This is a genomic window from Deltaproteobacteria bacterium, from assembly GCA_016213065.1.
Lineage (GTDB): Bacteria > UBA10199 > UBA10199 > SPLOWO2-01-44-7 > SPLOWO2-01-44-7 > JACRBV01.
Window position 1 is genome coordinate 1 of sequence record JACRBV010000144.1, and the last position, 26,699, is coordinate 26,699.

A 26,699-nucleotide genomic window follows, 5' to 3' on the forward strand; every position below is an offset into this window, starting at 1 on the left:
CATCTCGACAAGGAGGAATTTGAAAAAAGCGTTCCCTCTGAGAAAGGGGAGATTGCTGTAAAAGGGGGCGATTTTGTTGATGAAGCGGTTCATATGTCCGAAGATATGCCCGTGAAATTGGTGGCTGTATTGGGGAAGAAAAATATTTTGCTCAAAGATTTGCTTCGTCTCAAAGTGGGGCAGTCGATCGATTTGGAAAGGGCCCCCAACGAATTTGTCGATTTGATGGCCAACGGGAAACTGGTGGCCAGAGGGGAATTAGTCGAGATTGACGGAAAATTAGGTGTGCGCATCATTAAAATGTTGAAATAGCCCATGGACTTTACGCATCTCTTTTTACAAATGCTTTTTGCCCTCGTGATTGTTTCCGTCGCGGCTGTTTTGATTTTGCGTTATGTGCTCCCGAAACTTTCTTGGGCCAGAAAATTTCAAAAAACGGGAAATTTTGAATTGATCGATCGTTTTGGTCTCGATTTTCGTCGCGCCATTTATCTCGTGCGTGTCGGGAAAAAATATCTGGTGTTGGGAGGTTCCGAATCAGGATTACATTGCCTGTCGGAATTAAAACCCGATGAACTCGAAAGGACTAAGAGTGAAACAAGAATTTCGCAATAGACTTTGGATTCTGGGAGGAATGGTTTTTTCCATTTTGGTTACCTCGCCACTTTATGCCCAAGACATGAAAGGGATGGGAGTTTCCAAACCGCTTGTTCTGTTGATTGTCTTAGCCGCGTTGTCGCTCGTTCCTTTTATTCTCATGATGGCCACCTCGTTTGTAAAACTCGCGGTGGTTTTATCGCTTATCCGCAATGCTCTGGGCACACAGCAGGTGCCGCCAAACGTGGTTATCACAGGCTTGGCGCTTATTCTCACGATCTACATTATGTCGCCCGTGGGACTCAAAATTTACGACATTGCCGGCAATGTTATCAATCAGGGTTCCAACCAGCCGCTTTTATCGCAGGCCTCCGTTGAACTTCTTGCGAAGGCGGTCAAAGAAGGCAAAGAACCGATGCGCGATTTTTTGCTGAAAAATGCCCATGAGCAGGAGAAAAAACTTTTCTATAATTTGTCGCTTGAAATGCGCAAAACACAGAAAGTTTCGGAAGAGGTCGAAGAAAAGGATTTTTTAAATATCATCCCGGCTTTTATCGTGAGTGAATTGACGGAGGCTTTTGAAATTGGTTTTATTATCTTTCTTCCTTTTTTGGTGATCGATTTGGTGGTGGCCAATATTTTGCTTTCACTCGGAATGTTTCAAATTTCTCCCGTTACGTTGTCGCTCCCTTTCAAACTTTTGCTCTTTGTGATGGTGGATGGTTGGCATCTGATTGTTAAAGGTTTGGTGCAAACTTATCTATGAAAAAACCAAAAATAAAAAACCAAAAATTAAAAACACATATTAAAAATAAAAAATTTTTGCTTTTTAGTATGTGTTTTTGATTTTTGATTTTTGGTTTTTAATTTTTTTCTGCCTATGGATTATTTTATTGGTATCGCAAAGCAGGCCCTCTTTCTGGCGCTGATTCTAACGGCTCCTCCGGTGCTTATTGCGTTGGTGGTTGGTCTCATTATCAGCATTGTTCAAGCCACCACTCAGATTCAGGAGCAAACACTCACCTTTGTCCCCAAATTGGTTGCCGTTGTTTTCGCCATCATCATCACGGCGGAATTGTTAACGGGTCAGCTTCTCTCTTTCACGCGCTGGTTATTCGATAATTTTGCGCAGTACGTAAAATGAAAATTAAAAATCAAAAATAAAAAACCAAAAACACATATTAAAAATAAAAAATTTTTAATTTTTGGTATGTGTTTTTAATTTTTGAGCTTTAATCTTTGGTTTTGATTTTTGATATGTGTTTTTGGTTTTTGATCTTTAATATTTGATTTTAAAATGGAAACCTATCTTAAAACACTTGGGTTGAATATCAACTTTCCCTTCGCCCTGATCATGGCGGGTCTTATCTGGGCCCGTGTTCTGAGTGCTGTCATGACAATCCCTTTTCTTTTCGGAAAACCCGTTCCACGCAATGTGCGTGTTGGTGCTTCTGTAATGCTTGCCGTATTTTTATATCCGCTTCTTGTGACGAAAGAGATCGCCCCCACCGATATTCAGGATTTAAAACTCTTCTCCCTGTTTCTAAAAGAGATTCTCTTTGGTTTGAGTATTGGGTTCGCCGCGAGCATTGTTTTTTACGGATTTGAGGGCGCGGGACAGATGATTGATAACCAGCGTGGTGTTTCGCTTGCGCGCATTCTGATTCCCGAACTGGGAGAGCAATCTTCAATTACGGGTGCTTTTCTTTTTCAATTAACCATCGTTACTTTTCTGGTGTTGGGCGGACATCGTCTTTTTTTCAGGGCTTTCGCCGAGAGTTATCAGGTTTTGCCTTTGCTCCAGTTTCCGGAAAGTGTGGAAGGCCTCCTTCCTCTTTTGGATCTTTTTATGAAGATGACGGGCAAGATTTTTTTTATTGCCATTCAAATTTCAGCGCCGGTGATTATTGCGATTTTGATTACCGATATTATTTTGGGTGTTGCCAATCGTTTTGCGCCCCAGATTAATGTCTGGGAACTTGGTTTTAATATCCGTGGCTATGTCGGCATTTTGCTTTTGTTTTTGTCTCTGGCTTTCATTGCGCGTCAGATCGAAAATTATGTGGCGGAATCGAACCGCGATGTAAAAGCGGTGATTATGGATTTAAGAGGCAAAATTCTGACACCTTCAAAACCCGCAGAAAAACCCCCCGAAGAAGAATTGCAAAAACCTCACCCCGTGGTTCCGCTATAGCAAGCGCAAAATAAAATGTCCGTTTTTACGTATACAAGTTTGTCATCCCTGCGAAGGCAGGGATCCAGTCCCCGTATCACGGTACGGGGCAAGCTTTTTCAACTTTTCTGGATTCCCGCCGGAGTTTATCCTCGCACAGGCGGGGACGGGAATGACAAAAAAGAAACCGGACATTTTGTTTTGCGTTCGCCATATGTAATGCAATTTGATAGGATTGACTCAATGGATAAGAAGACAGAAACATGGCTAACGCTGGCGGAAAATGATCTTGAATTCGCGGAGCAGATTCTCAAGAATAAACAGCGACCTTATTACGCCTGTCACCAATGCCACCAAGCTACTGAAAAAATTCTCAAAGCTATTGTACAGCACACAACAAAAAAGATACCACCACGCACCCATAATCTGGAAATGCTGACCAGATTAGCAAAAGTGGAATTGTCTTTGGAACAAGAAACATTCCTCCTTAAATTGAATGCCCACTATATCGGTACACGTTACCCCGATGACTTATTCCAATTTTACCGGGAATACACGGCAGAGCATGCAAAAGTGATTTTTGAAAAAACAAAGGAGTTATTTTTATGGCTCAAAAATTGTTTAACCTGAATGATGTCATCAAGAAATATGTTGACGCTCTTTTCAAGGCGGGGATTCATCCTGAACAGATTCTTTTGTATGGTTCTTATGCTAAGGGAACAGCTGATGAGTGGAGTGATATAGATTTGGCGATTATTTCAGAAGATTTTGCTTCAATTTCTCCAATACAACGTTTGGAATTGTTGGCGTTGGCAACGAGAGGTTTAAAAGCCCCCATCGAAGCTATCGGCTACACGTCTCAAGAGATCGCTGAACGGGGTAAAGATAGTATCCTCTGGGAAGAAATTCAGAACAATCATCGCGTTCTCTACAAGGCGGCCTGAAGAAGAATTTCAAAAACCTCACCCCGTGGTTCCGTTACCACAATAGTGGGGAGGTCAATCCCCACTTTTTTACCACAGGGTAACAGGTACCATATGGTAATGTTGGAACTAGTTGATTTTATTAGACTTAAATACTTAAACACTTATGCACTTAAACACTTAATCTGGCATGGCTGTTGCAATACTCTTATGCGCGAGGTCATTTAAGACCTCCGATTTAGGAGGATTTATGAAAAGCGGTGGAACAATAACGTTAGATACAAACAAGGTGAAAGATACAAATAACGATGGAACCTTTAATGACACTGAAGTCCAAGCGGGTGTTATTGATAGTACCACTGGTACTACGGTAGCCGCCGCGACTCTTACAGATGCGACGGACGTAAACTTCGAAGGCCAGACTTATAAATGGAAAGATTTAAAAGATGCGGTGGAGGAAGCGGCAAGACAGCATCATGTTGCCAGCGGTGGAAATGCGAACCCAGACGAAGTGAGAGCCCAACTTAAAACAATTCTTTTGCAGAATGTAAATCAAGCAACAAACGAACTGAAAGCGGCACAGGATAGAGCAAAAAATGCGGAACAAAAATTAGCCAGTGCAACTCCTGCTAGTAAAGCCAGCGATCAAGCGGCAGTTGAAAGAGCTCGTCAATCAGTGGCAGTGGCTACAAATAAACTACGCGCGTTGATTACAAAGGCGCAACAAGCAGGAGTCACTGAGTCACAACTTGCAGATGCTAAGAAGGCTGTTGGTGATCTGCCTGAGTCCAGCTCAGGTGGCTCTAACATCGCTTTTGGCGAGGCTCGTGCGTCGGTTACTTCTTCTTCCTCGGGGCCTTTGGGGGGCCAAACAAATGGAACACAAGGAAGTAATAATGGAACGGGTGCGCGCGCCATGGGCACGGGAAACGGGAGCGGTTCTGGTTCTCTCTTTGATGGATTGAATCCTCCCAGTTCCGCGGCTTACGCCCGTGCTCTTTACATGGATAATTTAATTAGTGACGGCCTTGGTCAGGTTGGAAATAGAACACGCGAAGGTCAGCGTCTTATGATGCTCTTTTTATATTATGCCAGAATGGCCGAGTCGGGAGATTTGGGTGCCATGTATCAGTTCATGAAATTCATCACCTATATTATTTCCAAAGATAAGGCGAAGCAGAACATTCAGGTCTCCACGCAACTGATTAAGTTACAAGACCAATCGCGCAAAGCATCGGATGCTTTAATGGGGACTGATAATAAAGATCAGACCGAATTTACCAAGATGTTGCAGAAAACTCAGTCGGAACAGTCTCAAATTGCAACGTCTCAAAAATTGCTGGCCGATATGCTTCAGGAGTTTGCCCAAGTGGTGGAAACATTGACCAACTCCGTCAAGAACGTGTTGGATGCATGGGGCCGAGTACAGAGAACCGCGAGCTCGAGATAAGGGGACTGTTGAAAAAGGCCCATCTGCTTCGTTGTTCGTCGTCGGCCATCCTCATATACCATCAAGGTATGCTCCGGTGGCCTCCTCCTCACGGCCTCGCGTCTGGGACCTTTTTGAACAGTCCCGGATCCGGTAAATAAACTTGGCGAACTGGTGAAAAAATGTTAAATTTCAACATAATGGCTAAAGATATTCCATCTAAACTACTGACTTCCGAGGAAGCCGACGCGGAAGTTGAGAAGTTTTTTAAAGAGTTGGAAGAGAGACTTAAAGGAGTTCCTTTAGAAGAAATCGAGGCAGGAGCCAAAAAGATCACAGGTTTCTTGGAAGGGAAAGTGGGTTGGGACGAAGTTTTCAGTTTTACTCCCGAACAAAAAGAGCAGATGGCCGAATTGGGGTACACCCATTTCAAGGTGGGTCGTTACCAAGATGCCGAACGCTTTTTCAAAGTTTTGAGCATTCTCGATTGGGACAACTACTATTATCACTCCATGTTGGGTTCTATTTTACAGCGCCAAAAAAGAGATGGCGAAGCGATTGTCGAATACACACAGGCGCTTGAATTATTTCCCGACGATGTTGTGAGTCTCACCAATCGCGGGGAAATTTTTATGAAACATGGTTGGACATTGAATGCCAAACAGGATTTTGAAAAGGCGGTTCGTCTGGATCATTCAGGCACCAACGCGTGGGCAAACAGGGCACGTGTTTTGAACGCTCAGCTTGAAAAAAATAAGGCGGGGAAAAAGGAGTAGGCCATGGCTGTCGATAGTATCCGCGCACAACTTGAAAAAGAAAGACCGATAAGTCCCACGCTGGATCACCCGGAAGTAGTGGAAGCACTTCGTCACGGTAATATTTATGAAATTTTAAAAACCTCCGGCGTTCATCGCAAGGAGGTTGAAGACTATCTTGCCACGCAATCACGCATTTTTCAGAATCAGATTCGTCAGGACTATCAGGTTTATGCAGGCGAAGGGAGTTTGCCCCCGCCTGTGCCGGAGAAACATTCTCCGGCGGGTGTTAAAGCAGTGTCTTTGAGCGCGGAAGATCACAACCTTTTTAAACAGGACATGCAGGAAATGCGGACTATGCGTGCCAGAGCAACTGTCACCGAAGGTTCCGGACAGGATGTAATGAAGATGGGTGAAAAAACGCTGAGTCAGTGGAATGATTTTTACAGTGAATTGCAGACAAAAGCCATTGACATGCAGATGATGCAGGAACTTCGTTCCAAAACAGCGGACCTCAATAAAGAAGTGCAGAGGATGATTGCGCTGGTGATGTCGGGGCAGGTGGATCCGGAATATGTTTTGATTGCCGCGGCCAAGTCGAGCCTTCTGCAGGAAGGAACCATTTTTTCGTGGAAGGGGAAGAAGGTTATGCATCTCAATACGGAAATGGATAAAATTTCCAAAAATCTTTTGAAGATGGATCCCAATGACAAAGGCTACATGAAAGAATTGCAGTCGGTGCAAAGCAAAACAAGAAGCGGCGGAGTTAACTTGCAGTTGGAAACGATGGATTTGCAAAAAGCTTCGAGCCAGATTGCAACAACTCTTGACTGGGTCAGCAATGCGATCAGAACCATCGGACAGGCGAAACAGAGTATGATTCAGGCCACAACCGCGAGATAGGGGAGGACTATGGACCATGGACCATGGACTATGGACCATGGACCGTGGACTATGGACTATGGACCGTGGACCATGAAAGACGAAAATGGAAATATCCAAAATATCCCCGCAGATTATCGACCCCAATCCGGCGCGGCGCAAAAGTATCATCGACAAATTTTTTGCCCTTTTGGAAGACAGGGCCAGTCTTGCCGAATTGCGCGGCTTCAAAAAAGAACAACTTTATATGCTGGCGGAAGCAGGACATGTGAAACTAAAACATGGTCGTTTTGACGAAGCGGAAAAAATTTTTCAGGCATTGATTATACTCGATCACCGCAATCCCTATTTTCACGCGGCTATGGGGGCGGTTTACCAAAAGCGTTTCAAACCCGTGGAGGCGATTTTTGAATACACGGTGGCTTTGTCGATTGATTCCAAAGACATCACCTCTTTTGTTAATCGCGGTGAAGTTTATTTGCGTCACAAAAATTATCGCAAAGCGGCGGAAGATTTTCGCAGTGCTATTTTGCTCGATATGTCAGGAAGAAATTTGTGGGCGAACAGGGCGCGCTCACTGGTGATTGCGATCAAACGTTCCATGGAAGCCGACGTTGCTAGACCGAAGCGTTAGTGTACTCTCCATTTATTTTGTCATTTATTTTTCCATTTATTTTGTCATTCCTGCGGAGGCAGGAATCCAGTTTATAGTGGGAGTGGTGGAAAATGCGTTTTTCATGGTTGTCATCCTGAACGCAGTGAAGGATCTACTTGATAATATTGGATTCTTCGCTTCGCTCAGAATGACAATTTGAAAATTTCAGCATTTTCCACCACTCCCATAGTCTGCTGGATTCCGGATCCCGGCTTACAACCGCTGGGACAAGCATTTTTGCTTCCGCAAAAATTCCGGAATGACAACCTACTTAGTGAATGCTGTACTAAAAGCTAAGTCCCAAACCAACACTGACTCCGCCACCAAGATTACCACCTGTATAATCTGCGAAAAGACCTACGGCTCCAACGAGGTTGGAACTAAAATTGAAAAGACCGTTGGCTTCAACGCCTACACTGGGCAGAACAAAAGAACCCTCTCCGCGAAGCAATCCCGCGCGTAATCCTAAATTTCCCGTCAACTGATCTTTGCTTACTTCATAGCCCGCGGAGGCGATCAACTTCGCCTTGGCGCCTTCTGTCCGGGCATCACGTCCTGTTACAACATCGATGCCATTTTGTACCGTGTCTGAATTGACGATGGGAGTGGTTTGGACGAGAAACGCGGTGCTGGTGTACATGTTTGCGGAGGGTGAATGATGTAGAATTTTTCCTCCGAAATAACGGCTTCCGTCACTGTTGATTTCATACTGGGCTAGGTAACTCGTTTTGCTGATGAGATGCGTGTTGTTGGCGGGGTCCGGTGATAACGTGGCGGTCAGGAGAGCCTGCCCACCTCCCAGAAGAAGCGCCTGACCTGTGTTTCCCGTTGAGTCCAAAAGCCCCGCGAGAAATGTGGCTCCGTGAAGTAAAAAACGATATTTTAAAAAAGCGGCGCCGTCTTCTTTTGTGGAGCCGGGATGAATGGACATGGCGTGAGCAATTCCCAAAACGCCCAATGTGTTAAGTCCGGAAACGCCTTTGTCTTCCATTCCGTAAAGAAAGGAGCCCAATGTTCTTGCCGCAATGGCTAATGTCAAAAGTCCTGTGTCTTTTTCTTTCCCCAAAATGAGGCTTTGATCCTCGCCGTCGGAAAAAACTCCGCCTAGTTGGGTGAGGGAGAGGAAAAACGAAAATCCTTCCAGTGCGGTGGAGGGACTTCCAGAGGATCCAAAAAGCTGGTTCGAGTAATCTTGCAGGGTTTTGGAGGGATCCGTGAGTGCAGAGGCGGTGATGACATCGCTAGAAAAACCATGAAGCTGGTTTGCCATAAAAAAGAGATTGTCCCACATTGTGGGTGCGGGATCAGGCAAGCTGGTTGTGTCATCAAATGAGTGAAACTGTCCGCTGACTCCAACACTTAAAGCAATGAGCGGAAGATTTTCCTCGGCCGTTTCATTGGCGAGCTGGATGGTTTGCCGGACATAAGGCTCGAGAGAAAAACCGGAGTGCTCGCCCGTTTTCCAAGTCAAACTCCTGTGAAAGAGATCGCGCCCCAGCGTGAAAGTGTAACCATAATCGGTGCTGTCTACTCCCAGATAGAGATTGGTGACATCGCTTGTTGCTCCCGCTCTCTTTTGTTTGGAGATACCAAACAACAAATTCGTTTTATCGGAAGGCTGAAAAAATTCGTTACCATTGCTGTGGTCGAAATGAAGTTGCAGGTTCAGACCGAAGCAGTCGCGGATATTGGCGCAAACGAAGGCTTGGCCTTCAAGTGTGGTTTCATACCCGCTTTCGGTGACAGGCGTGGGAATTTTAACACCACCTCCTCCGCCAAGTCCCCATTCAATATCGTTTGCCATATTTATTTTCCGTCTCCGATGGTTTCATCTCCAAGAATTGAAATTTGCGATTTTGCATCGCGGTCGTTGAATTTCGGACTGAAACACAAAGCGCCTTCAAAATTCTTTTCATCTCCCCGCGGATCGCAAATCCATCCATTCATTGCAAAAAAGATCGGCACATTCTGAAACGCAAGCGAGAGATCCTCACGGGGTCCAAACTTTGCAGAGGTAACAAGTGAAAGAATATTGGTGGTCGTGTCGATACGGCGACCATGAAAAAAAGCAGTGCCACCCGTAAAAGGGGTCCCCGGTTCCGGGCATCCTGCAGGAATTTCCCCGGCTTCATCTTTTGAAATCAGAGGCGCAACATAGCGCCAGCTACTGTATTTGTGACCGCCAATAGACCGGTTAAATGTATTGCGGGGACACAGAGGTGTTCCCAGTGTTGTGTCTGTCAGATTGACCTTGTGTTCCTGTTTCGAAAAATCAAGTTTTTCATCGGGAAGCACATTATAATCTTTCGGATTCGATTGTGGTTTCAGTACCTCTGTTGTGAAAGCGATATGAAAAACTTCATCCATCGGAGGTTTATTTCCCAGCGGACCTCCCGGATTGTGAAAGTAGGTTGGTCCCCAGAAACGAAGTCCCAAATTTTCCAGAGTTATCGAACCATCGACAGAATAGTGTCCCGTGTTGAGTGCGATGAGGTCCTGTGGTTTGTCTCGGTCAGCACAGAAATCATCGGGATGATTGTTGATGGTCGCCTGAAAAGCAGGACTGTCATATCTTCCCCCTGATGTATAAAAAAAGGCACAAGCTCCTTTTCCATCCGGGCCGAGACCGCTTTCGGAAAATTTTCTCAAACCCTCCGGTGAACAGGGATCAATGGCTTCACATTCCTCTCTGTTAATGGGAGCGCGCGGATCGAGCGGGCCCGGATAGGAGAGCGCTCCGGTAAAAATACGCCATCCGTTGACTTTGAGAGGATTTGGGAGAGGGTGTCCCGGAAAATCATAATCGTAAAAAACTCCCTGTTTGCCAGTAGGGAGAGAGGAATCGTGAAACAGCCCTGTATAATCGTACAGATATTCTTCCTCATAATTGATGCTGGCGGGATGGGTATCGAGTTCGCGCACAACAGCCGTGATGCCATCTCCGGGTTTGCTCACAACATTTCCATTTTTATCTTTGATTTCCATTTCATCAAACGGGTCGAGAATGACAGCGCCCAACATTACGAATAATTCCTTTTCGTTGCTTCTTCCCTCTTTGATAAGCAATTCGACCTCCTTTTTGGTGGCGCCGGCGGTTAACACGGGGGCTTGCGGATTAAAGAAGGCGCCGAGTGTTTGTGGGATGCGCAACACCAGTTTGCCGCGTAGTGGATCGATGGCCGCCACCAGATGCACGGTTAAACGAGTCTGTTTATAGGTGTTGTCGGAATTTTTCTCGGGTTTTCCCAAGGCATCCAGTTTGATGGCGGTGACTATCATGTCTGTCTGAAACAATCTCTGTTTCACGTTTTGCGCCGCGCCTCGGTGAAAATTGACACAGCCGAAGAGGGGCATACTGTCCAATGTGTAGGCCCCCGGTTTGAGATCAAAACCCTGATTGCCCAGCGATACAAATTGCAGATCAAAACCCTCATCGGTTAAGTGCCCTGTGGAATCGATTGTGGGGACGGAACAGCGCTTGCCATGTCCCGATGCGGGTTGTCTGCCGTTCACTTTATCCATTGTGTCCTGCCATTCAAAAAAGGAGGCATCTTTTCCTGCAAGCGAAATGTCGGAAATTCTTAAACCGCTGTTCGCGGAGTCGGCCAATTTGAGGTACACCGGGATCGCTAGGTCTTCCGTGTTTGCTGTGACTTCTTCAAACGGAAAAGTTTCATCGTTTGCTTTGTCTTTGCGTCCTGTGGCCGTGTAAAAATAAACTTTTAAATCGGGAACATCCTGAATGCGCGTTTTGCCAATCAACGAGATTGATTTGATTCCTGTGCTTGTTTCAATCTTGAGGGTGGCTCTGTCAACGGCGTCCACACCGGTGGTTGCCTGTTTGCCATCAGAACCGATCAGGTCGGTGGGAAGATAGGTAACCGTGACAAAAACGTTTTGAGAGGTCAGGGTTACCGGAAAAACAGCCGGTACGGCCATTGGAAGTTTCTCGCCGACAAGAATGGCTTCCTGAAGAAGACGGAACTGTGCAACTGATTTTGAGCCGGGAAGTTCTTCAATTCCTATTTTTTTGATGTCAAGATTGGCAATGCCGGTGTTTTTTATGATGACGGTCTGCTTGGATGGTTTGATCGGTAATTGGGAAGAACCGGCCAGATCGATGGTCATCATCGGCATGTCGCCTATCTGTAATGGTTTGCATGCCTCCGAAACTTCACCGATCGGTTTTCCGGCCGTGTTGATCGGAAGCAGATTACAATCTTCCAATTTTGGAGGGGAACATTTTTGACATTGGGTGATGGTATCCTGATCCCCGCATTTTATTTTTTGGCATTTGAAAAAATCTTTTACGGAACCGGCCGGCACGGAAAGGGGACTTAAGACCATCGTGTCAATGTTGGCAGACTGCACTTTGCCGTTGTCATCAATCTTGTCGACACTTGTTTTCCCCTGCGGAGCCATGGCAATGCCGCTTAAATAGAAGGCGTCCGTTCCCAGTCGAAGCGATTGGCGAATGGCTCCGGGTTTGGGAGTGTCTGCAATCGTTGGATGAAAGGAAACTTTGAATTTGAGGCTGGCTTTGGGAGAGAGGGAGCGTTGTGATCTTCCCTCGGCTGTCAGATAGAACGGACCCATGTGCCCCGGAATCAAAATATTGACCGACTTATCTCCATCGTTGATTGCCTTGAAGTAGGCCGTTGTTTCAAAGTCGCTTCCAACATCCTGCGGGCCTTGCGCAATAAAAGTCCCCTGCGAAATTTCCAGAATATTTCCTTCCGGCAGTGTTTCTTCGACAAGTTTGCCAGAAGCGCCCAGTCTTATTTTTGTAATTGTGATCTGGCGTTTCTGGTCGGAATTATTTTGCGAACATTCCGACAAGGTGGGGTCGAGTGTGCCGGTAAAGACCACCTGCATGGAAGCTCCCAGCAAAAATTTGTCAGCGGCAGGGGAGAGAGAACCCAGTGTTGTGCCGGTAACGAGTGTGATTTTTCCGCTGGCATCAGCGGGACTACCGCTCAGCGCGGGCAGTTGAGGGAGTTTCCTCGCGGCATTGGTCGTTAGATTAAGGCCGGGAATTTCTCCAACGAGTCCCAATATGTTAAAGAAAAAAGAAAAATTATGAATTTCAATTTCCCCATCGGGTGTCCAAAAACCCTGTCCGATATTTTTTGAGCCATCACTTTTTCCTTTCGCGTTGATGGTCATCGGCGCATTTCCACTGGGAAGTTTGACTTGAACAGGAATGTCAGGGAAATCACTTCCTTTAATGATAGCTTTATCTCCCTGCAGTTCGATGGGGATGGGAGGAGTGTCCGCGCAAACTTCTTTTCCTTCTTTGGTGCCGACATCAATATCATCCCCTTTTATCTTCACGCATAATTTTGCCGTGAGATGCAAAACACAATTGGCCGAAACGGAGGGTTATTGAGAAGTGCCGGGGGAGGGCTTGTCGTTCGATCCAGAATCCGTCTTACTCATCCCCGGGAAATACACGGGGGTGTAGTCTGTCCCGGCGCACGAGATGAGCAAGAAGCCCAAAACACAAAAAAGAAGATTTCTTCTCACAGTATTGTCTTCGGCATTTCACGAAAAATGTTGCGCGTAAATATGCAGTGGGCTGACGTGGTGCGTTAAAATGAAAAGTCCCGGTGCGTCTTGTCGACGCAACTTTTTCTGATAAAAGCCGAAGATAGAAGTGTCAGATATGAAAACGATTTATTCTTTTATGCTTTCCCATTTGATTAAGATTAGGTCTGTCATTCCTGCGAAGGCAGGAATCCAGTCGTTTCAAGCATGTCTGTATCCCCGCCTTCGCGGGGATGACACGAAAACCTTAATCAAATGGGAAAGCATCTATTCTTTTATTTTGTGTCTCTTGTTGCCGCTGACTCTTTTTGCGGCGGAAACAATTCCTCCCGTGACAAACGGTTGTCTTGTTCCTGCCAAGACGCCATTTCTGATTTGCGAAACAGGGGGTTCTTTTCTGTGCGTCAACACTCCCATGGGAAGTGTTAAAGAAGATTTTGTCATTATTAAAGGAAGACTTAATCTCGAGACGTCCAACTTGGGCCAGCTCACCATCGCCACACAACACGAATACACCAAACAATTAAAAAATATTTCGCTCACGTCTCCTCTGATGGAAAATTGCTGGAACGCCTCTCTCTCGCCGGAAAAAAACTTTTGTCTTGAGAAGAGTGGGGCTTATGCCGTGCGCATACCTCTGAATGATTTGGGCCCTTATACTCTTTTTATTGCCGCGACCCGTCCGCAAGGCGAGTCGGTGCAGACACTAGCCAGAGTCAGCCGCGTGATTGCGCCGACCGTAACAGAAGATGTGATTACCTATGATCCGAATATAAATGCGGAGCAGGCGATAAAAGAAACGCATCATGTGCGCGTTGTGCTTGATTTGCTGGCTGGCTGTGGAGAATCAAAAGAGGCTTGTGATTTTATTGGTGCGGGCACGGGTGGTGTGTTTGTCACCGTGGAAAACCAGATGGCAACAACTCCGCCCAAGACGGTCCGTTGCGAAACAAATAGTGTGCAGGGTGGGGTAGGGCGTTTTGCACTGGGTGTGCCGGTGGAACCCGGTACCAATCAATTGACCATTCGGATTTGTAATGCCGCCACCGGATTTAATTCCACTGCCTGTCCAAAAATTATTTCCCGTTTTTTTAATGTGGGAGGAGTCACTTCGCAAGTTCAGATTTTGCCTCCTTTTGCCGACGGTCCCTTTCTCTGGGATCAGACGAAAAACCCCACGATTCTCCTTCGATTCAAAATTGAAGGAGTGGATTCCAGCAAATGTAAGGATAACGTTCATGTCTCTTTGAATGCGAATGCGCTTCCGAAAGTGTGCGCCAACGCGGAAGGGATTTACGAAATTTCTCTGAATCCGGAAAAAGGGTACAACATTGTTTCCATTGAAGCCGTTCTCCCCGATCAAAAATTGACCGCAACATTTCCTTTTGGTTGGGGAAAACCTTTTAGTCCTTTTGATGCGAATGGTCATATACGTCCGGACAAGGATTTGAATCTTTCTCATGCCATGCAGTTTTGGCTTTCGGAAGGATTTTTCAATCAGACCTTAATGCCACCGCTCCAATCTTTCATCGCTTCAGAAAAATTTAAAACATGGCTTGGGCAAGCGACAGAAAATGTGGGTCGTGGCGAGGTGCAAAAGAAGGATGGACCGACAAATCCGCCCGCTCTTCCCTCCTATTGTAAGAGCGGTGGGTTGACCGGTTTGCGTATGAAAGTGACGGAAATGCCGCAAATTGGTCGCATCCGTGTCACTCCATTTCAATTTTCGGAATCGCAAACGCAACTTTCTCTGCATGCCGAAGATCTTTCGGTGGGAATTCAGCTTTATAAAGATGAGAACAATGATGGTGTGCCCGACATTGATCCGCTTCCCCTCAAAATAGTTTTCAAACAACTAGATGCCACCCCGATTTTAAAAAATGGTGGCGTGCTTTCAAGTCCCACCACCGATTGTGATTACAAGAGAAGCAGGGCTTGTCTGCATATGCCGACTTTGCTGGTGCCGCAACACTTTAAGGGCGGCGCTTCCCCCTCGGGAGCTTTTGTAACCTGTGATCGCTCGCAAAAAATTTCAGAGAAGATGGATCAGATATGCCATGCCATGAATGTGGTGGACCGGCAGACCGGGGGATTTTTGCAGGAAAAAATTCTTGATACATTGAATAATGCCTATGCCTGTCAGGGTGCGGGGGCGGTGACGGGCGATTTTCCCATCGTAAAAGAATTTGCAGGTTTGATTTTTAAGGGAGCGGTTGGACTGGAAGGTTTGGAAATTCATAAAACGGGCATGACGCTTTTCGCGAAAACCCGTTTTGGAAATCAGGAAATTTTTGGAAGTTGGCCGGAATCCGTTCGCAAAAGAGGAGCGGGGATTTTACTTGGCTCCGGGCCTCCGCGTCCCCTTATTTTTTCTTCCGACACAAATGACGTTTCGTTTGGAGTCTCTCTTCCGATGATCAGTCAACTTTTCTGGGGACTTAAAATTCCCGATGGGAGCGATGGATTGGTACTCGACGATAATTTTTTCAAAAAAAGGGATGTTGATTTTTCAGCCGCCTGCGACGGTGCACAGCAACCCGGCTCTACAGCGGAACCAAGTCCTCTATGTAATATTCGCCCGCGAGCGCAGGAAATTTTGGGTGATCCGATCAGCAAGTTCGGTTATCTGGACCCTCGTGCTCCGCTTCGCTTGGTTTTTAAACCATCAGAGGCTTTTCCTCTTCGCCTGAGTGTGCTGGAAGAAACAGGACTTTTGCAAATGGAATTTGCCGATTGGGAGCTTGCGATCGAGTCGGGCGGGGCCCGTTTTATTGTAGCAAAACTTTCGGCAAAAATTGGTTTGCAGGTTTTGCCTCTCGAGTTTGATTCTGCGGATCCGTCATCGCTTCGAATTGGTTTGAAAATTATTGCGGAAAAATCACATTTTTGGGTGACCGAAAAAGAGGGAACCAATACGACAATTATTCCCGGTCCGGTACTTCTTTCTAAGTTGGAGCAAATTTTGAAATTGGCAATTGATAATTATTCCAAGGCCGGAAAAGAAATTCGATTTTCCATCCCGCGCGGTTTCGATTTTTCAACCCTTGGATTTGGATTGCCCCGTTTGGTTTGGGGCGCCAACGGATTCGACATCGGTTGGGACGCCAGCGCCGATCGCCTTCTCCTGCATAGTGTGCCGGTGGTGCGCTAATTGATTTGTCAACGGCCTCCACTTTTACCCATTAGTAAAATTAGTCTTGACTAATTTTACTTATAGCACAAAATAGACATTATGATAAAAAGAACCATGGAATCATTGGCTTTTTCCGATGTCTTTGGACGACAAATGCGGTTTGTTGTTGGCCCGCGACAGGCTGGGAAAACGACTCTGGCCAGAAATTTTCTGGAAAAAAAGGGGACGCCAAAACTGTATTACAGCTGGGATGATCGGGAGATAAAGAATAGTTATAGAAAAGATCCGTCTTTTTTTATGAAAGACGTGTTGACCTGTAAAAAGGAAAACGAAAAAGTCTGGCTTTGCTTCGACGAAATTCACAAAATGCCGAAATGGAAAAATATTCTGAAAGGGATATTCGACGGACATGAAGACATCATACAATTTATCATAACCGGAAGTGCAAGGTTGGACATGCTCAAGTACACCGGCGAAAGTCTTCTTGGTCGATATTTTGCCTTCAGACTCTTTCCCTTGACATTGTCGGAACTTGTCGCGGTACCCCGCAAAATTGAATTTTCATTGGTCCGTCCGGAACCGTCTGCTTTTGTTGAAAAGGTATTGGATGGTGGCTTGACGGATGGAGGCGGTTTTGACGACCTTCTGAACAAAAGCGGATTTCCGGAACCTTTTCTTTCCGACTCATCCATTTTTCTGGCTAAGTGGCACAACGATTATATCGAACACTACATCAAAGAAGACCTTCGCGATTTGACCAATATACATGAGCTCGAAAAAGTGTTCGACCTGATAGATATCCTGCCTTCAAAAATTGGCAACCCGCTTTCGCTCAATTCTCTGAGAGAAGATATTGAAGTGAGCCACACTGCCATCCGAACATGGCTTACCGCGCTTAAGCTTGTCTATGTGATATTTGCGATCAAGCCCTATTCAAAAAATATGATTCGGAGTCTCAAGAAAGCGGAGAAGTGTTATTTTTTTGACTGGACGAGGGTTGAAAACGACGCCTCCAGATTCGAAAATTATATCGCCTGCGAGTTGTTTTCATTTTGTTCTTTTCTCAAGGACGCCGGAGCTGGGGATTACGAACTTTTCTATGTGCGGACAAAAGACGGTCTCGAAACCGATTTTCTGATCACGCATAAAAAAGCGCCATGGATATTGTTCGAGGCGAAATCAAACGAGGAAAAAATGGCCTCGCATCATATCACTCATTCAGAGGCGCTTGGTGGAATTCCCATTGTTCAGCTTATTAAAAAGAAGGGTATTGTCAGAGTAAGCAATAGAAAATATTTTACAATATCGGCAGACAGGTTTTTTTGTAATCTTGGTGTTTCCATTCCGGATTTACAGCGAAAGGAAATCTAAAACCGGAGTTCTTGTTCAACCAGATCGTTTTCGGCGACTTTGAGGTTGATCCACTTTTTGAGGATTTGTGAAGCGTCCAGATCGTGATAGCTGGCCTCGATGTAATATTTGCCCGCGGGCAGATCGAATGATTGCCAGTCTTGGCCGGTGGTGCCAGTCAAAATGGCACGGTCGTGTCCGTACTCGTAAAGTTTAAATTCCACCGGAACAATTTCGCTGTTGGCGCCGCGCCCAATGACACGGAGCTTCGCATTGGTGAAGACGGCCTCTTTGACATACAACGAATTCACATCGACGGTAATATCACGCAACCACACGGAGGGTTTCGGATCGACTGTGGCGCTGGCATCTTCCGCGCGAATGTCATAATTGCCCGGAGCCAAATCAAAAGCGGTCCATCCTTTTTGAGGACCTTGTGTGGCCACAATATCCATTGTCCCGCCGTTATAAATATAAAAAATTGTATTGATCTGCTGTTCTTTCGCGTCGCGGCCCAGAAGTTTTAAAGTTCCCAAATCAAAATGGATTTTTTGGTCGATTGTTTTTCCTTCTTCAATGGTAATTTCTTTTGCTTCCGCCGTCGGATTTTTTGCATAATTGCCTCCGAGTAAAGAGGCGATGATATTGTATTTTCCGGGTGGCAAGGCGATGGAGGCTTTTCCTTCCTGCGCGGTCAGTGTTGCAATGATTTTTGTGTCATCTGCGGCGTCGGTAATTTTAAATTCAGTTGGTGCAGGGATTTTTTCTGCTTTTGTTGCTTCCAGTTCAAGTGTTCCCACAATCAAAGTGGCCATTTGCTCGTTGGTGGCACCGCCTTCGATGGTGATATTTTTTAGTTCTCCACGCGGTTGAATTTGAGCGGCGGGATCTTGTCCCTCCACGGAAATATCATAGGTCCCGGGCGAAAGCTCAATGTTTCCGCCCTTTGCGTCAACTTGCCCCTTTGTAATGACGGTATCCGGTTGGCCCGCTTTTGTGATTTGATAAACAAGAGGGACCGCCTGTTTTTGTGAAGTTTGTCCTTTCAACACCAATGTGCCCATCTGAAACGCGAAATTTTTTGTGAAGCCCTGCTCCATACTGATTTTAATGTTTGGTTCCGTAAGAGACATTTCCTGTCCTTCGGGAGCCAGTCTTTGAGCCGTCAAATCGTAATCACCGGGTTCAAGAAAGAAACTTGTTTCCCGACCATCCGAATTAAAACTCGCGATTTTGTCTTGGGTTCCCGCTTTGTAAAGTTCGTACTGTGTTTGCGCCGGTTCTCCTTTTGCGTCGTGTGCAGAAAGCGTTAATGAAGCCAGATCAAAACGTACCTCTTGTTCCACTTTGCCCTGACCGGTCAGTTCAACCCCTTTCAAAATTTTGGAAGGTTTGGATTGTTCCACGGAGGCGGTGTATTCCACCGAGATATCATAGGCACCCGGTTTAAGACGGAAAAGTTCGATTCCGTAACTTTGCGCGCGTTCAATGACTTCCTGTGTGCCGGCTTTGTAGACGGTGATCGTGGTGGGAAGCGGAGTAGCGCCCACAAAAACTTTGAAACGCAAATTATAGGGGACGGTGGAGCGGAGGGCTTCATCCAAAGCACTGGCCAATTCATCTTTTGTGCGGGCCAATAAAAAGATGCCTTTTGAATTACCAGCGATACATTTTACGGACGGTTCATCTGCCTGTGTCAGATCAAAACCCACAACGTGGGTGATGATTTTATAATTACCATCGTAAAATTCTTTCGCCGCCGCGCACGGATCTTGTTCGCAGGAATCTTTGCCATCCGTTAATAAAATGATAATCCTGTCCTCACTTTGAGTCGACAGATCTTCCGCCGCTTTGCGCATGGCGTAAGCAATGGGGCTGGAGCCTTTTGCCTGAATGCTTTCCAGATTTTTTCTCAACTCCACCGGATTGACCGAACCCAGCGGCATTAAAAGTTTTGAATCATCGCATTTGTTCTCTGCCAGCAAATTTTCCGAACCAAAAACACGCAGAGCAAGATGGATGGGCGGATCTTTTAGTGTGGCCCATTCCGTTGCCAAATTTCCGATGAGCGTTTTTGCAATACTCATTTTGGTATCTGCCCCCAAAAGACCATTCATGCTTCCGGAGGCGTCAACAATGAGCTCTACGGCCAGCCCCCCTTTAAGCATGGTGGGCTGATAAGGAATTTGTTCCGCGGGAGTTTGTGCGATGGGTAAATTTGTTGAGCCGGGAATTTCGAGCGGTTTGGTTTCCAGAAGCGGTGTTGTTGCGGGCTGAGTAGCAGTGGCTTGCGTTGGTATCGTTCCCTCTATTGGAAGGGGAGTGATGCTTACGCCGCTGGTTGGTAGCACCACTTCTTTTATTGGCGGTGCAACTTCTTTTGCTGTTGGTTGTATTTGTATTGCTTCCTGTTTGGGTGCCTCTGCCGCTTTGAGTGTCAAAGCCTTCGCTACAATCTGATTTTTTTCTTCAACTTTTTCTACAACCGCGGTGGGTGTTTGTTTGCAACCCATCAAAAGGACAAAAGACAACAAACAAAATTTCGAAAAATTCCATCGCACAGACCTTTTGTAACATAAGGTTAAAAAGTTGAAAAGCTATCTTCTTCACCCCTTCGCATATGGGGTGGAGAATAATTTTTATGGACAAATATTTGGGAATTCGTTTTACATCGCCGGTCTATGGAAATGTCGGTTTGGAATCATCTGGATGAATTGCGATCGCGTTTGATTCGCATTGTCATTGCTTTATCCGTCACCACAACCCTCGCCTTTTTTGGTTCGGATTGGATGCTTGCCTGCCTCTTGAAACCTTTTCCCTCTGTTCATGCCACATTGACTTCCCTGCAACCCGCCGGTGTTTTTATGCAGAGCATGCGTTTAGCTTTGATTGGCGGTGTTGTGCTGGCTTTGCCTGTGTTGGTTTACCAAATTTGGCAATTTATTTCTCCGGGTTTGGCTCCGCGTGAAATAAAGGCCTTTGTGATGAGCCTTTATTTTGGAACTCTTCTTTTTCTCATTGGTGCCTGCTTTGCTTATTTTCTCGTGGTTCCGCAGGCATTAAGTTTTTTTTGGAACTACAGCCGGAATTTGGGTGTAACTCCTTCATGGACCATTGAAAATTATCTCAATTTTGTTTTGATGTTTTTACTGAGCTTTGGAATTGCTTTTGAGCTTCCTCTTGTTTTGATTTTGCTCGTTCGTTTCAAAATTATTTCTCCCTCCTTCATTTCTTCCAAACGTCCTCATATTATTGTGACGCTGGCTATCGTGGCGGCCATTTTGACCCCACCCGATGTGATCAGTCAGCTCATGTTGGGAATACCGCTGTGGCTTTTATTCGAAATTTCATTATACGTCTCAAAATTAATGTACAAAGAATGATTGGTTTCTACTCACTTGTCACGAAAGATTCATTTTTTTGTATAAGGATGTTGCCAACTCCATTGACTTTTCGATATAATCGGAACGAGTTAAGGGGAGGTTCTCTTGTTTTTCCGCCAAAAAGACTATGATTACAAAGAATTAGCAAAAAAATTCTCCTATATTATTCACAAAAATCTTTCTCTAGATGAACTCAATCTAAATCTCCTTAAATTTCTTGCAGATACCGTTCACACGGAGGGAGCCGCTCTTGTTCTAAAAGAAAAAGAAACCTATTCCGTTCGTCAATGTTTGGGTTGGAGAAGTTTTGCTTTCAGAACGGAAGATTTTAAAGATCTCATCCAATGGTTTAATAAACACCGGCAAGTTTTAACGCGAAGCCAAATTCTGGAAGATGTCCATTTTTCCTATATCAAAAGGAGCGCGCTTCCTTTCTTTGTTCAGTTTCAGGCGGAAATTTGTGTCCCTCTTTTTGTGCAAGAAGACCTGCTCGGTTTTGTGACTTTGTCGGTCAAAAAAAACGGGAAGCCCTACACCACCGCTTGTCAGTCGGTGCTGGATTGGCTTGGATCCCAAATCGCCCTCTTTTTGAAAAATGCGATGTTACGCGAAGAAATTTTATTGCAAAAAATGGAATTGGAAACGGTGAAAGATCTTAAAAGCCAGATCATTGCCAATTTGTCACATGAATTAAGAACCCCTTTAACAGGTGTCATCGGTTTTTCCGAATTGCTCTCGGAAGAGATGGATGGTCCGTTAAATGAGGAACAGAAAAAACATGTTTTGCAAATTCAGGATGGAGCCGACCGTCTCATGAAGACATTGTCTGCTTTTGTCGATCTGGCAAAATTGGAAGCGGGAAATTTGTCTCTTCATGTACAGCAATTTCCTTTGGCTCCTTTGGTAACCAGTTTGGGAGACGAGATTCCTTTTAATATGGATACAAATTTCAAAATTGATTTTGAACCGCGAACACCAATGATTTACGGAGACCTTTCGCTGGTGCGTCAGATTTTTAAACACCTCCTAGATAACGCGGCAAAATATACTCCGAAGGGAGAGGTCCATGTGAGTGCCGACAAAAAAGGGGAAATGCTGGAAGTTTGCGTTGCGGATACGGGCATTGGCATTTCAGAAGAAAAACTGTCCCGCATTTTTGACGGTCTTTATCAGGTCGATGGCGGCATTACCCGTGAGTTTCAAGGCCCGGGCATCGGGCTTGCCCTTTCTAAAAAACTTATCGAGTTGCATGGTGGACGTCTCTGGGTAAAGAGCCAACCGGGACGTGGCTCCCGCTTCTTTTTTACATTACCCCTCAAACCAATCGCCATCCGTCACAAAGAATTGGCCGCTTGAGAAAAATCTTCAACAAAACAGAGAATCGGTAAGGAGCACTCTTGAAAAGTAACCGCTTGCGTTGAGGTCCTCTGTGGCGCCCTCTGTTGTAATGAGAATTTTTTCGACGCCCTTTTTTGTCGGCTCAAGTATTGAAATCTTTTTTTCCATGTCATCAATGATCCATTTCCCGACTTTCCCCGAATAATATTTGATCTCGCAGACAGTCACAACGGGATCATGTCTCTCAAACATCAAATCAATCTGGACGCCGTCTTTGGTGTTTGTCCCTCTGTCATAGTAGGGGCCGTAGTCCTTAACCAGTTGGTCTATGTTGAGTGATTTTAGGATAGGCCGGATGTGTTTTAGGCATAAACGCTCGAAAGCAAGTCCCGCCCAGCTCTGATAGGATCTCGTTTGCATGATACCGGCAAAGATATTTTCGCCGACGTTGTCACCAATCTTTTTGGAATTGGAGCGGATAAATTTGAAATAAAAATGCAAGTATTCATCTTCTAGTCTGTATCTCCTCAGCGTACTTTCTATAGGATATCCGCACGGGACATAATTTTTTATGAAGCCGGCTTTTTCCAAATTATCCAGATAACGCTGAAAACCGCTCCCGCCGCTCATCTGGAGGAGGTCAAGAAGTTCCGCTGTCTTGAGACTTCTGAATTTGCTGAACAGCATGATGATTTTCCGATAGGTTCTTTCTTCGTGAAAGACATCCTTGAATATCCTGCCGAATTCGCCTGTGAAATAGCCATCTCTTAAAAAACAGAGTCGGTTTATGTTGGATGCAACAGAAGAGGCTTGGTCTATCTGTAGCCAGTAGGCCGGTATTCCGCCGCAGAACATGTAGAGCTGTACCAATTCAATGGGAGAATATCTGTCGGCAAAGAACTCTCTGGCATCTTTGAGCAGAAGGGGTTTTAGATGGATTTCAAGATCGACCCGTCCATAAAGGGCAGACGAATGGATGACATTATCCACCATGAATGAAGCGACCGATCCGCAGAGAATAAGTGTGAAGCCGTTTCTCTTCGACCAAAGATTGTCCCATGCCCATTTGAGATCGGAAATCATTTCCGCACGGCGGTTGGCCATGTAGGGAAGTTCATCAAGAAATATCGCCATCCGATATCCGCCCGAAGAATCTTGGACGGCCTTGTCGAGAAGTTTGAAGGCGTCCAGCCAATCCCTGCATTCGGCTGTGGCAAAGAGGGGATTGCGGGTATATTCCGAAAGTGTCGCAAGAAATTGGCGGATCTGTTTTGATTTTGGCTCTCGTTCAAGGCCGTCAAATTTCCATATTTTCTTGTCCTTATAGAATTCCTCGATGAGACGTGTTTTTCCAACGCGCCTTCGGCCGTAAACGACGATCAAACTGGCGGCCGATTTCCCCCAACGTTCTTTAAGAAGTCCTTCCTCGTATGGCCTGTCTATAAAGCCCATATTTCATCCTTTCTGCAAAAGTATCATATTACATTAGATATATGCTCTAATATGACATTTTTATCAAGACAAAATTATGTCATTTAGCGGGGCACAATTATGGTTATATGACGAAAAGTTTTTTAACAAATTTAGCAACTTTTCCAGCCGAAAACTGATTGCTTAACGCTGACCACTTTTTTTCATGGTTATGGGAGTGGTGGAAAATGCGTTTTTCATGGTTGTCATCCTGAACACATTCGCTTCGCTCAGTGTAAACTCCGTGAAGGATCTACTTGATAATATTGGATTCTTCGCTTCGCTCAGAATGACAATTTGAAAATTTCAGCATTTTCCACCACTCCCGTTATATGAGGTGACGATTCCCTTGCCTTAAAAAGACCGTTCTGTTAGCAAAACCCTTCAATGAAATTCCGAAAACCCATTATTCGGCTTCTTTCTGCCTTCTGTTTTCTGTTTTCTGTTTTCTGTCTTCCTGTCTTTGCCCAAGAATCTCCATCGAGGCTTCATCTTTCCCTGCAAGACTGCCTTGAATTGGCGTTGCAGAATAATGCCAAATTGCCGATTAGGGATTATGCCATCGATGCCGCCCAGCAACGCATTAGAGAGGCAAAAGCTACATTTTGGCCCGTCATCGATTATTCCAACAAGATGGCGCCGGCTCCAAAAGATGCCCTGCACGCCGCGAAATCTTTTTTTGAAGGGGACCTAACTTTTTGGAATTCGACCCACATTGGTCTTGGTTTTCCGGTTTATGCTTTTGGACAGCTTGAGACAGCCCAAAATTTGGCCCGGAAGGGAGTGGAGGTGGCCAGGCAGGAGAAGGTAAGGGATGAAGCAACAATCTATTTTGAAGTACAGCAACTTTACCACGGCATTTTATTCAGCAAAGAAATACAAGGCATTATGCAGGATGCGGTGAACAAACTCGAAAACCAGCTCAAAAAAGAAGAGGAAACCAAAAAACATTCTCCTTACGATATTTTGAAATTAAAAGTTTTCAAAGCCGATCTGGAAAAAAGAATTTTGGAAATAAAAGAGAAAGAAACAGAAGCCCGTTTGGCTCTCAAAATTCAAATAGGTCTTCCTTCGGACCGCACTTTTGAACTGGCTGACAGTCACTTGGAGCCGGCGCAGAAAACTTTGGGACCCTTGGCAGAATATCTGAATACGACAGAATCAGGCCGGGCTGAATCACAACTTGTAGACTTGGGTGTTTCATTAAAAAAACTGGAATATGATCTGGAAAAGAAAAAAAGACTTCCCAGAGTCGGGTTCGGCGGTTTTTTTGAAGTGGCCCGGACAACGAGTGATATTAGAAATCTCCGTTTGACTGATGATTTCAATGATCCCTTCAATTTTATGCGTGCCGGCGCGGGGATAGAAATAAAAGGGGTCTTGGATTTTCACGGCTCTTCCGCAAAAGTCAGAAGACTGGAAAGTGAATACCAGAAAGCTGTTTTGGAAAAAAATTTGGCAAAACAGGGGATGCAACTCGAAGTAGAGACAGCTTATCATGACGCCAACCGTCTGCAGGAAACTATGATATTGTCGGAGGAAAAACAGAAAATGGCGCGACAAATGATGTTTCTTTCAAAAGCAAATCTGGATATCGGAGTTGGAGAAGAAAAAGACTATACCGACGCGTTGCAACTTGTCTTGCTCACGCGTGGGGAGTATCTCAAATCGGTTTTTGACTATAATATGGCATTGGCAAAACTGAACCAAAAGGCCGGGAGGCGTTATGAAGCATCTGCTCAGTAGATTATTTTTATTTTCATTTGTTTTAATGATGGGATCGTTTGCTTTTGCGAATCCCTCCATTCCTGAGGCGCAGACTCCCACAGACGCGATCAAAGAGTTGGACAAGCAGGCGGATCAATATCGTGTTGGGAAAAATTTGAACGCGGCAGACATTGAATTCAACCGGAAGTTAAAAGAAAATATTCTGCATGGAACCTTTGATCTGAGGGAGTTGGCGAAACTGGCTCTGGACAAATATTGGAATCAAAGAACGGCCAAAGAACAGGACCGGTTTGTCGCATTGCTGACAAGCCTTTTGGAAGAGCGCTCCATTTTTTCCAAGGAAAAAGCGGCTGAAAAGGGGAACACCAAATCCTATTCCATCAATTATTCGAAAGATACCTATCTGAACAAAAATAAAACCGATGCCATGGTCAAGACCCGCATTGTACTGGTTAAACGCAATTTAAAAATCACTCTTAATTACAAACTGAAAAGGACTGCTACGGGTTGGAGAATTTATGATGTGATCATGGATGGCGCCAGTCTCGTGGACAATTACCGTTATTCCTTTAGCAATATCATCGATAAACATGGCTATGACGATTTGGTTCACCGCATGGAAAAAAAGCTGAATGAGTTCCGGGGCAAGCGTGTTTGAAGAGGACCATAGACCATGGACCATGGACTTGAACTATGAAACAATCATCAAAAAATTTTCAACGCGTGGTTATGATTCTTGCCGATGGGGCGAGGGAGGATGTTTTTCGCCAGCTTCTATCCAAAGGGGATCTTCCGCATATTGAACAAGAGTTGGTGCGAAATGGATCTTGCGCGTCTGGTGTAACCACTTTCCCCTCCACAACAGGCCCCGCCTATTTTCCTTTTTTGACCGGATGTACTCCCGGCACTCTCAATGTTCCGGGGATTCGCTGGTTTGATAAATCGGCCTATGGCGACATAAAAAAAAAGATGGTCAAGTTTCGCAGTTACTGCGGCATTGAAACTTTCTGGATCAATAAAGATATAAAACCCGTGCCGACCATTTTCGATCTTCTCCCCAATTCCTACAGCATTTTCAACGCCGTCTGCAAAGGGGCTGGCAATCGCAATTTAACCAAGATCATGCGAATCTGGTATTGGTATTATGCACACCTCACAGACCGCTGGGAATTTCTGGATCAGGTGGCTCTGTCAAAAACATTGAAAGCTTTGGAGAAGGATTTTGAATTTATTTTTGTCGTTTTCCCGGGGATCGATGAATATTCTCATTTGATTAATCCGGAAGATTCCAAAACCTTTGAGCAATATCATTTTCTAGACGAAGGAATCGGGAAAA

General features: G+C 45.2%; 22 protein-coding genes. 18 read left to right on the plus strand and 4 right to left on the minus strand.

Features of this window, described 5'->3' with window-relative positions; genetic code table 11:
• The 11 genes from HY877_08455 to HY877_08505 form a co-directional block, all read left to right on the plus strand.
• A partial coding sequence (locus HY877_08455; protein ID MBI5300302.1) for a FliM/FliN family flagellar motor switch protein occupies window positions 1-312 on the plus strand: 312 nt, incomplete at its 5' end.
• Window positions 313-315: 3 nt separating this feature from the next.
• The gene (locus HY877_08460) at window positions 316-615 is read left to right on the plus strand and encodes a flagellar biosynthetic protein FliO (GenBank protein MBI5300303.1); all 300 of its coding nucleotides are present in this window, start codon (window positions 316-318) and stop codon (window positions 613-615) included.
• A gap of 73 nt (window positions 616-688) precedes the next feature.
• Window positions 689-1,363, plus strand: coding sequence for a type III secretion system export apparatus subunit SctR (sctR, locus tag HY877_08465; protein ID MBI5300304.1), 675 nt, complete (start codon window positions 689-691; stop codon window positions 1,361-1,363).
• A 114-nt stretch (window positions 1,364-1,477) separates the two neighbouring features.
• Entirely contained in the window at window positions 1,478-1,741 is a 264-nt protein-coding gene (fliQ, locus tag HY877_08470) for a flagellar biosynthesis protein FliQ (protein ID MBI5300305.1), read from the plus strand.
• Between the two features lie 153 nt (window positions 1,742-1,894).
• Window positions 1,895-2,791 (plus strand): type III secretion system export apparatus subunit SctT, encoded by an 897-nt coding sequence (sctT, locus tag HY877_08475; GenBank protein ID MBI5300306.1) that lies wholly within the window; start codon window positions 1,895-1,897, stop codon window positions 2,789-2,791.
• A gap of 15 nt (window positions 2,792-2,806) precedes the next feature.
• On the plus strand, window positions 2,807-3,400 hold the full coding sequence (locus HY877_08480; protein MBI5300307.1) for a HEPN domain-containing protein: 594 nt from the start codon (window positions 2,807-2,809) through the stop codon (window positions 3,398-3,400).
• On the plus strand, window positions 3,376-3,714 hold the full coding sequence (locus tag HY877_08485) for a nucleotidyltransferase domain-containing protein (GenBank protein MBI5300308.1): 339 nt from the start codon (window positions 3,376-3,378) through the stop codon (window positions 3,712-3,714). The genes HY877_08480 and HY877_08485 overlap by 25 nt, the downstream gene beginning before the upstream one ends.
• 229 nt (window positions 3,715-3,943) lie before the next feature.
• The gene (locus HY877_08490; GenBank protein MBI5300309.1) at window positions 3,944-5,143 is read left to right on the plus strand and encodes a hypothetical protein; all 1,200 of its coding nucleotides are present in this window, start codon (window positions 3,944-3,946) and stop codon (window positions 5,141-5,143) included.
• 179 nt (window positions 5,144-5,322) lie between these two features.
• On the plus strand, window positions 5,323-5,898 hold the full coding sequence (locus HY877_08495) for a tetratricopeptide repeat protein (protein ID MBI5300310.1): 576 nt from the start codon (window positions 5,323-5,325) through the stop codon (window positions 5,896-5,898).
• A gap of 3 nt (window positions 5,899-5,901) precedes the next feature.
• Entirely contained in the window at window positions 5,902-6,780 is an 879-nt protein-coding gene (locus tag HY877_08500; protein MBI5300311.1) for a hypothetical protein, read from the plus strand.
• An 85-nt stretch (window positions 6,781-6,865) separates the two neighbouring features.
• The gene (locus HY877_08505; GenBank protein ID MBI5300312.1) at window positions 6,866-7,393 is read left to right on the plus strand and encodes a hypothetical protein; all 528 of its coding nucleotides are present in this window, start codon (window positions 6,866-6,868) and stop codon (window positions 7,391-7,393) included.
• Between the two features lie 307 nt (window positions 7,394-7,700).
• Here HY877_08505 and HY877_08510 read toward each other — a convergent pair whose 3' ends face one another.
• A complete protein-coding gene (locus HY877_08510) occupies window positions 7,701-9,218 on the minus strand; it encodes a hypothetical protein (protein MBI5300313.1) in 1,518 nt (505 codons plus the stop codon).
• 2 nt (window positions 9,219-9,220) lie between these two features.
• On the minus strand, window positions 9,221-12,772 hold the full coding sequence (locus HY877_08515; GenBank protein ID MBI5300314.1) for a hypothetical protein: 3,552 nt from the start codon (window positions 12,770-12,772) through the stop codon (window positions 9,221-9,223).
• 307 nt (window positions 12,773-13,079) lie between these two features.
• Here HY877_08515 and HY877_08520 point away from each other — a divergent pair, with 307 nt between their 5' ends.
• Window positions 13,080-16,112, plus strand: coding sequence for a hypothetical protein (locus tag HY877_08520; protein MBI5300315.1), 3,033 nt, complete (start codon window positions 13,080-13,082; stop codon window positions 16,110-16,112).
• 81 nt (window positions 16,113-16,193) lie between these two features.
• On the plus strand, window positions 16,194-17,465 hold the full coding sequence (locus tag HY877_08525; protein MBI5300316.1) for an ATP-binding protein: 1,272 nt from the start codon (window positions 16,194-16,196) through the stop codon (window positions 17,463-17,465).
• Here the strand turns inward: HY877_08525 and HY877_08530 are convergent.
• Window positions 17,462-19,957 carry a VWA domain-containing protein gene (locus HY877_08530; protein MBI5300317.1) on the minus strand — a complete coding sequence of 832 codons (2,496 nt, stop codon included), beginning with the start codon at window positions 19,955-19,957 and terminating at the stop codon, window positions 17,462-17,464. The genes HY877_08525 and HY877_08530 overlap by 4 nt on opposite strands.
• A gap of 168 nt (window positions 19,958-20,125) precedes the next feature.
• Here HY877_08530 and tatC point away from each other — a divergent pair, with 168 nt between their 5' ends.
• Together tatC and HY877_08540 are read left to right on the plus strand one after the other, a co-directional pair.
• The gene (gene tatC, locus HY877_08535; protein ID MBI5300318.1) at window positions 20,126-20,827 is read left to right on the plus strand and encodes a twin-arginine translocase subunit TatC; all 702 of its coding nucleotides are present in this window, start codon (window positions 20,126-20,128) and stop codon (window positions 20,825-20,827) included.
• 105 nt (window positions 20,828-20,932) lie between these two features.
• On the plus strand, window positions 20,933-22,183 hold the full coding sequence (locus HY877_08540; GenBank protein MBI5300319.1) for a hypothetical protein: 1,251 nt from the start codon (window positions 20,933-20,935) through the stop codon (window positions 22,181-22,183).
• A gap of 9 nt (window positions 22,184-22,192) precedes the next feature.
• Here HY877_08540 and HY877_08545 read toward each other — a convergent pair whose 3' ends face one another.
• On the minus strand, window positions 22,193-23,617 hold the full coding sequence (locus HY877_08545) for an AAA family ATPase (GenBank protein ID MBI5300320.1): 1,425 nt from the start codon (window positions 23,615-23,617) through the stop codon (window positions 22,193-22,195).
• A gap of 405 nt (window positions 23,618-24,022) precedes the next feature.
• On the opposite strand from HY877_08545, the gene HY877_08550 reads away from it, so the two are divergent.
• The 3 genes from HY877_08550 to HY877_08560 form a co-directional block, all read left to right on the plus strand.
• Window positions 24,023-25,381 carry a TolC family protein gene (locus tag HY877_08550; GenBank protein ID MBI5300321.1) on the plus strand — a complete coding sequence of 453 codons (1,359 nt, stop codon included), beginning with the start codon at window positions 24,023-24,025 and terminating at the stop codon, window positions 25,379-25,381.
• Window positions 25,362-26,021 carry an ABC transporter substrate-binding protein gene (locus HY877_08555; GenBank protein ID MBI5300322.1) on the plus strand — a complete coding sequence of 220 codons (660 nt, stop codon included), beginning with the start codon at window positions 25,362-25,364 and terminating at the stop codon, window positions 26,019-26,021. Before HY877_08550 ends, HY877_08555 begins: the two co-directional genes overlap by 20 nt.
• Before the next feature lie 35 nt (window positions 26,022-26,056).
• The coding region (locus tag HY877_08560; protein MBI5300323.1) for an alkaline phosphatase family protein at window positions 26,057-26,699 on the plus strand (643 nt) is incomplete at its 3' end.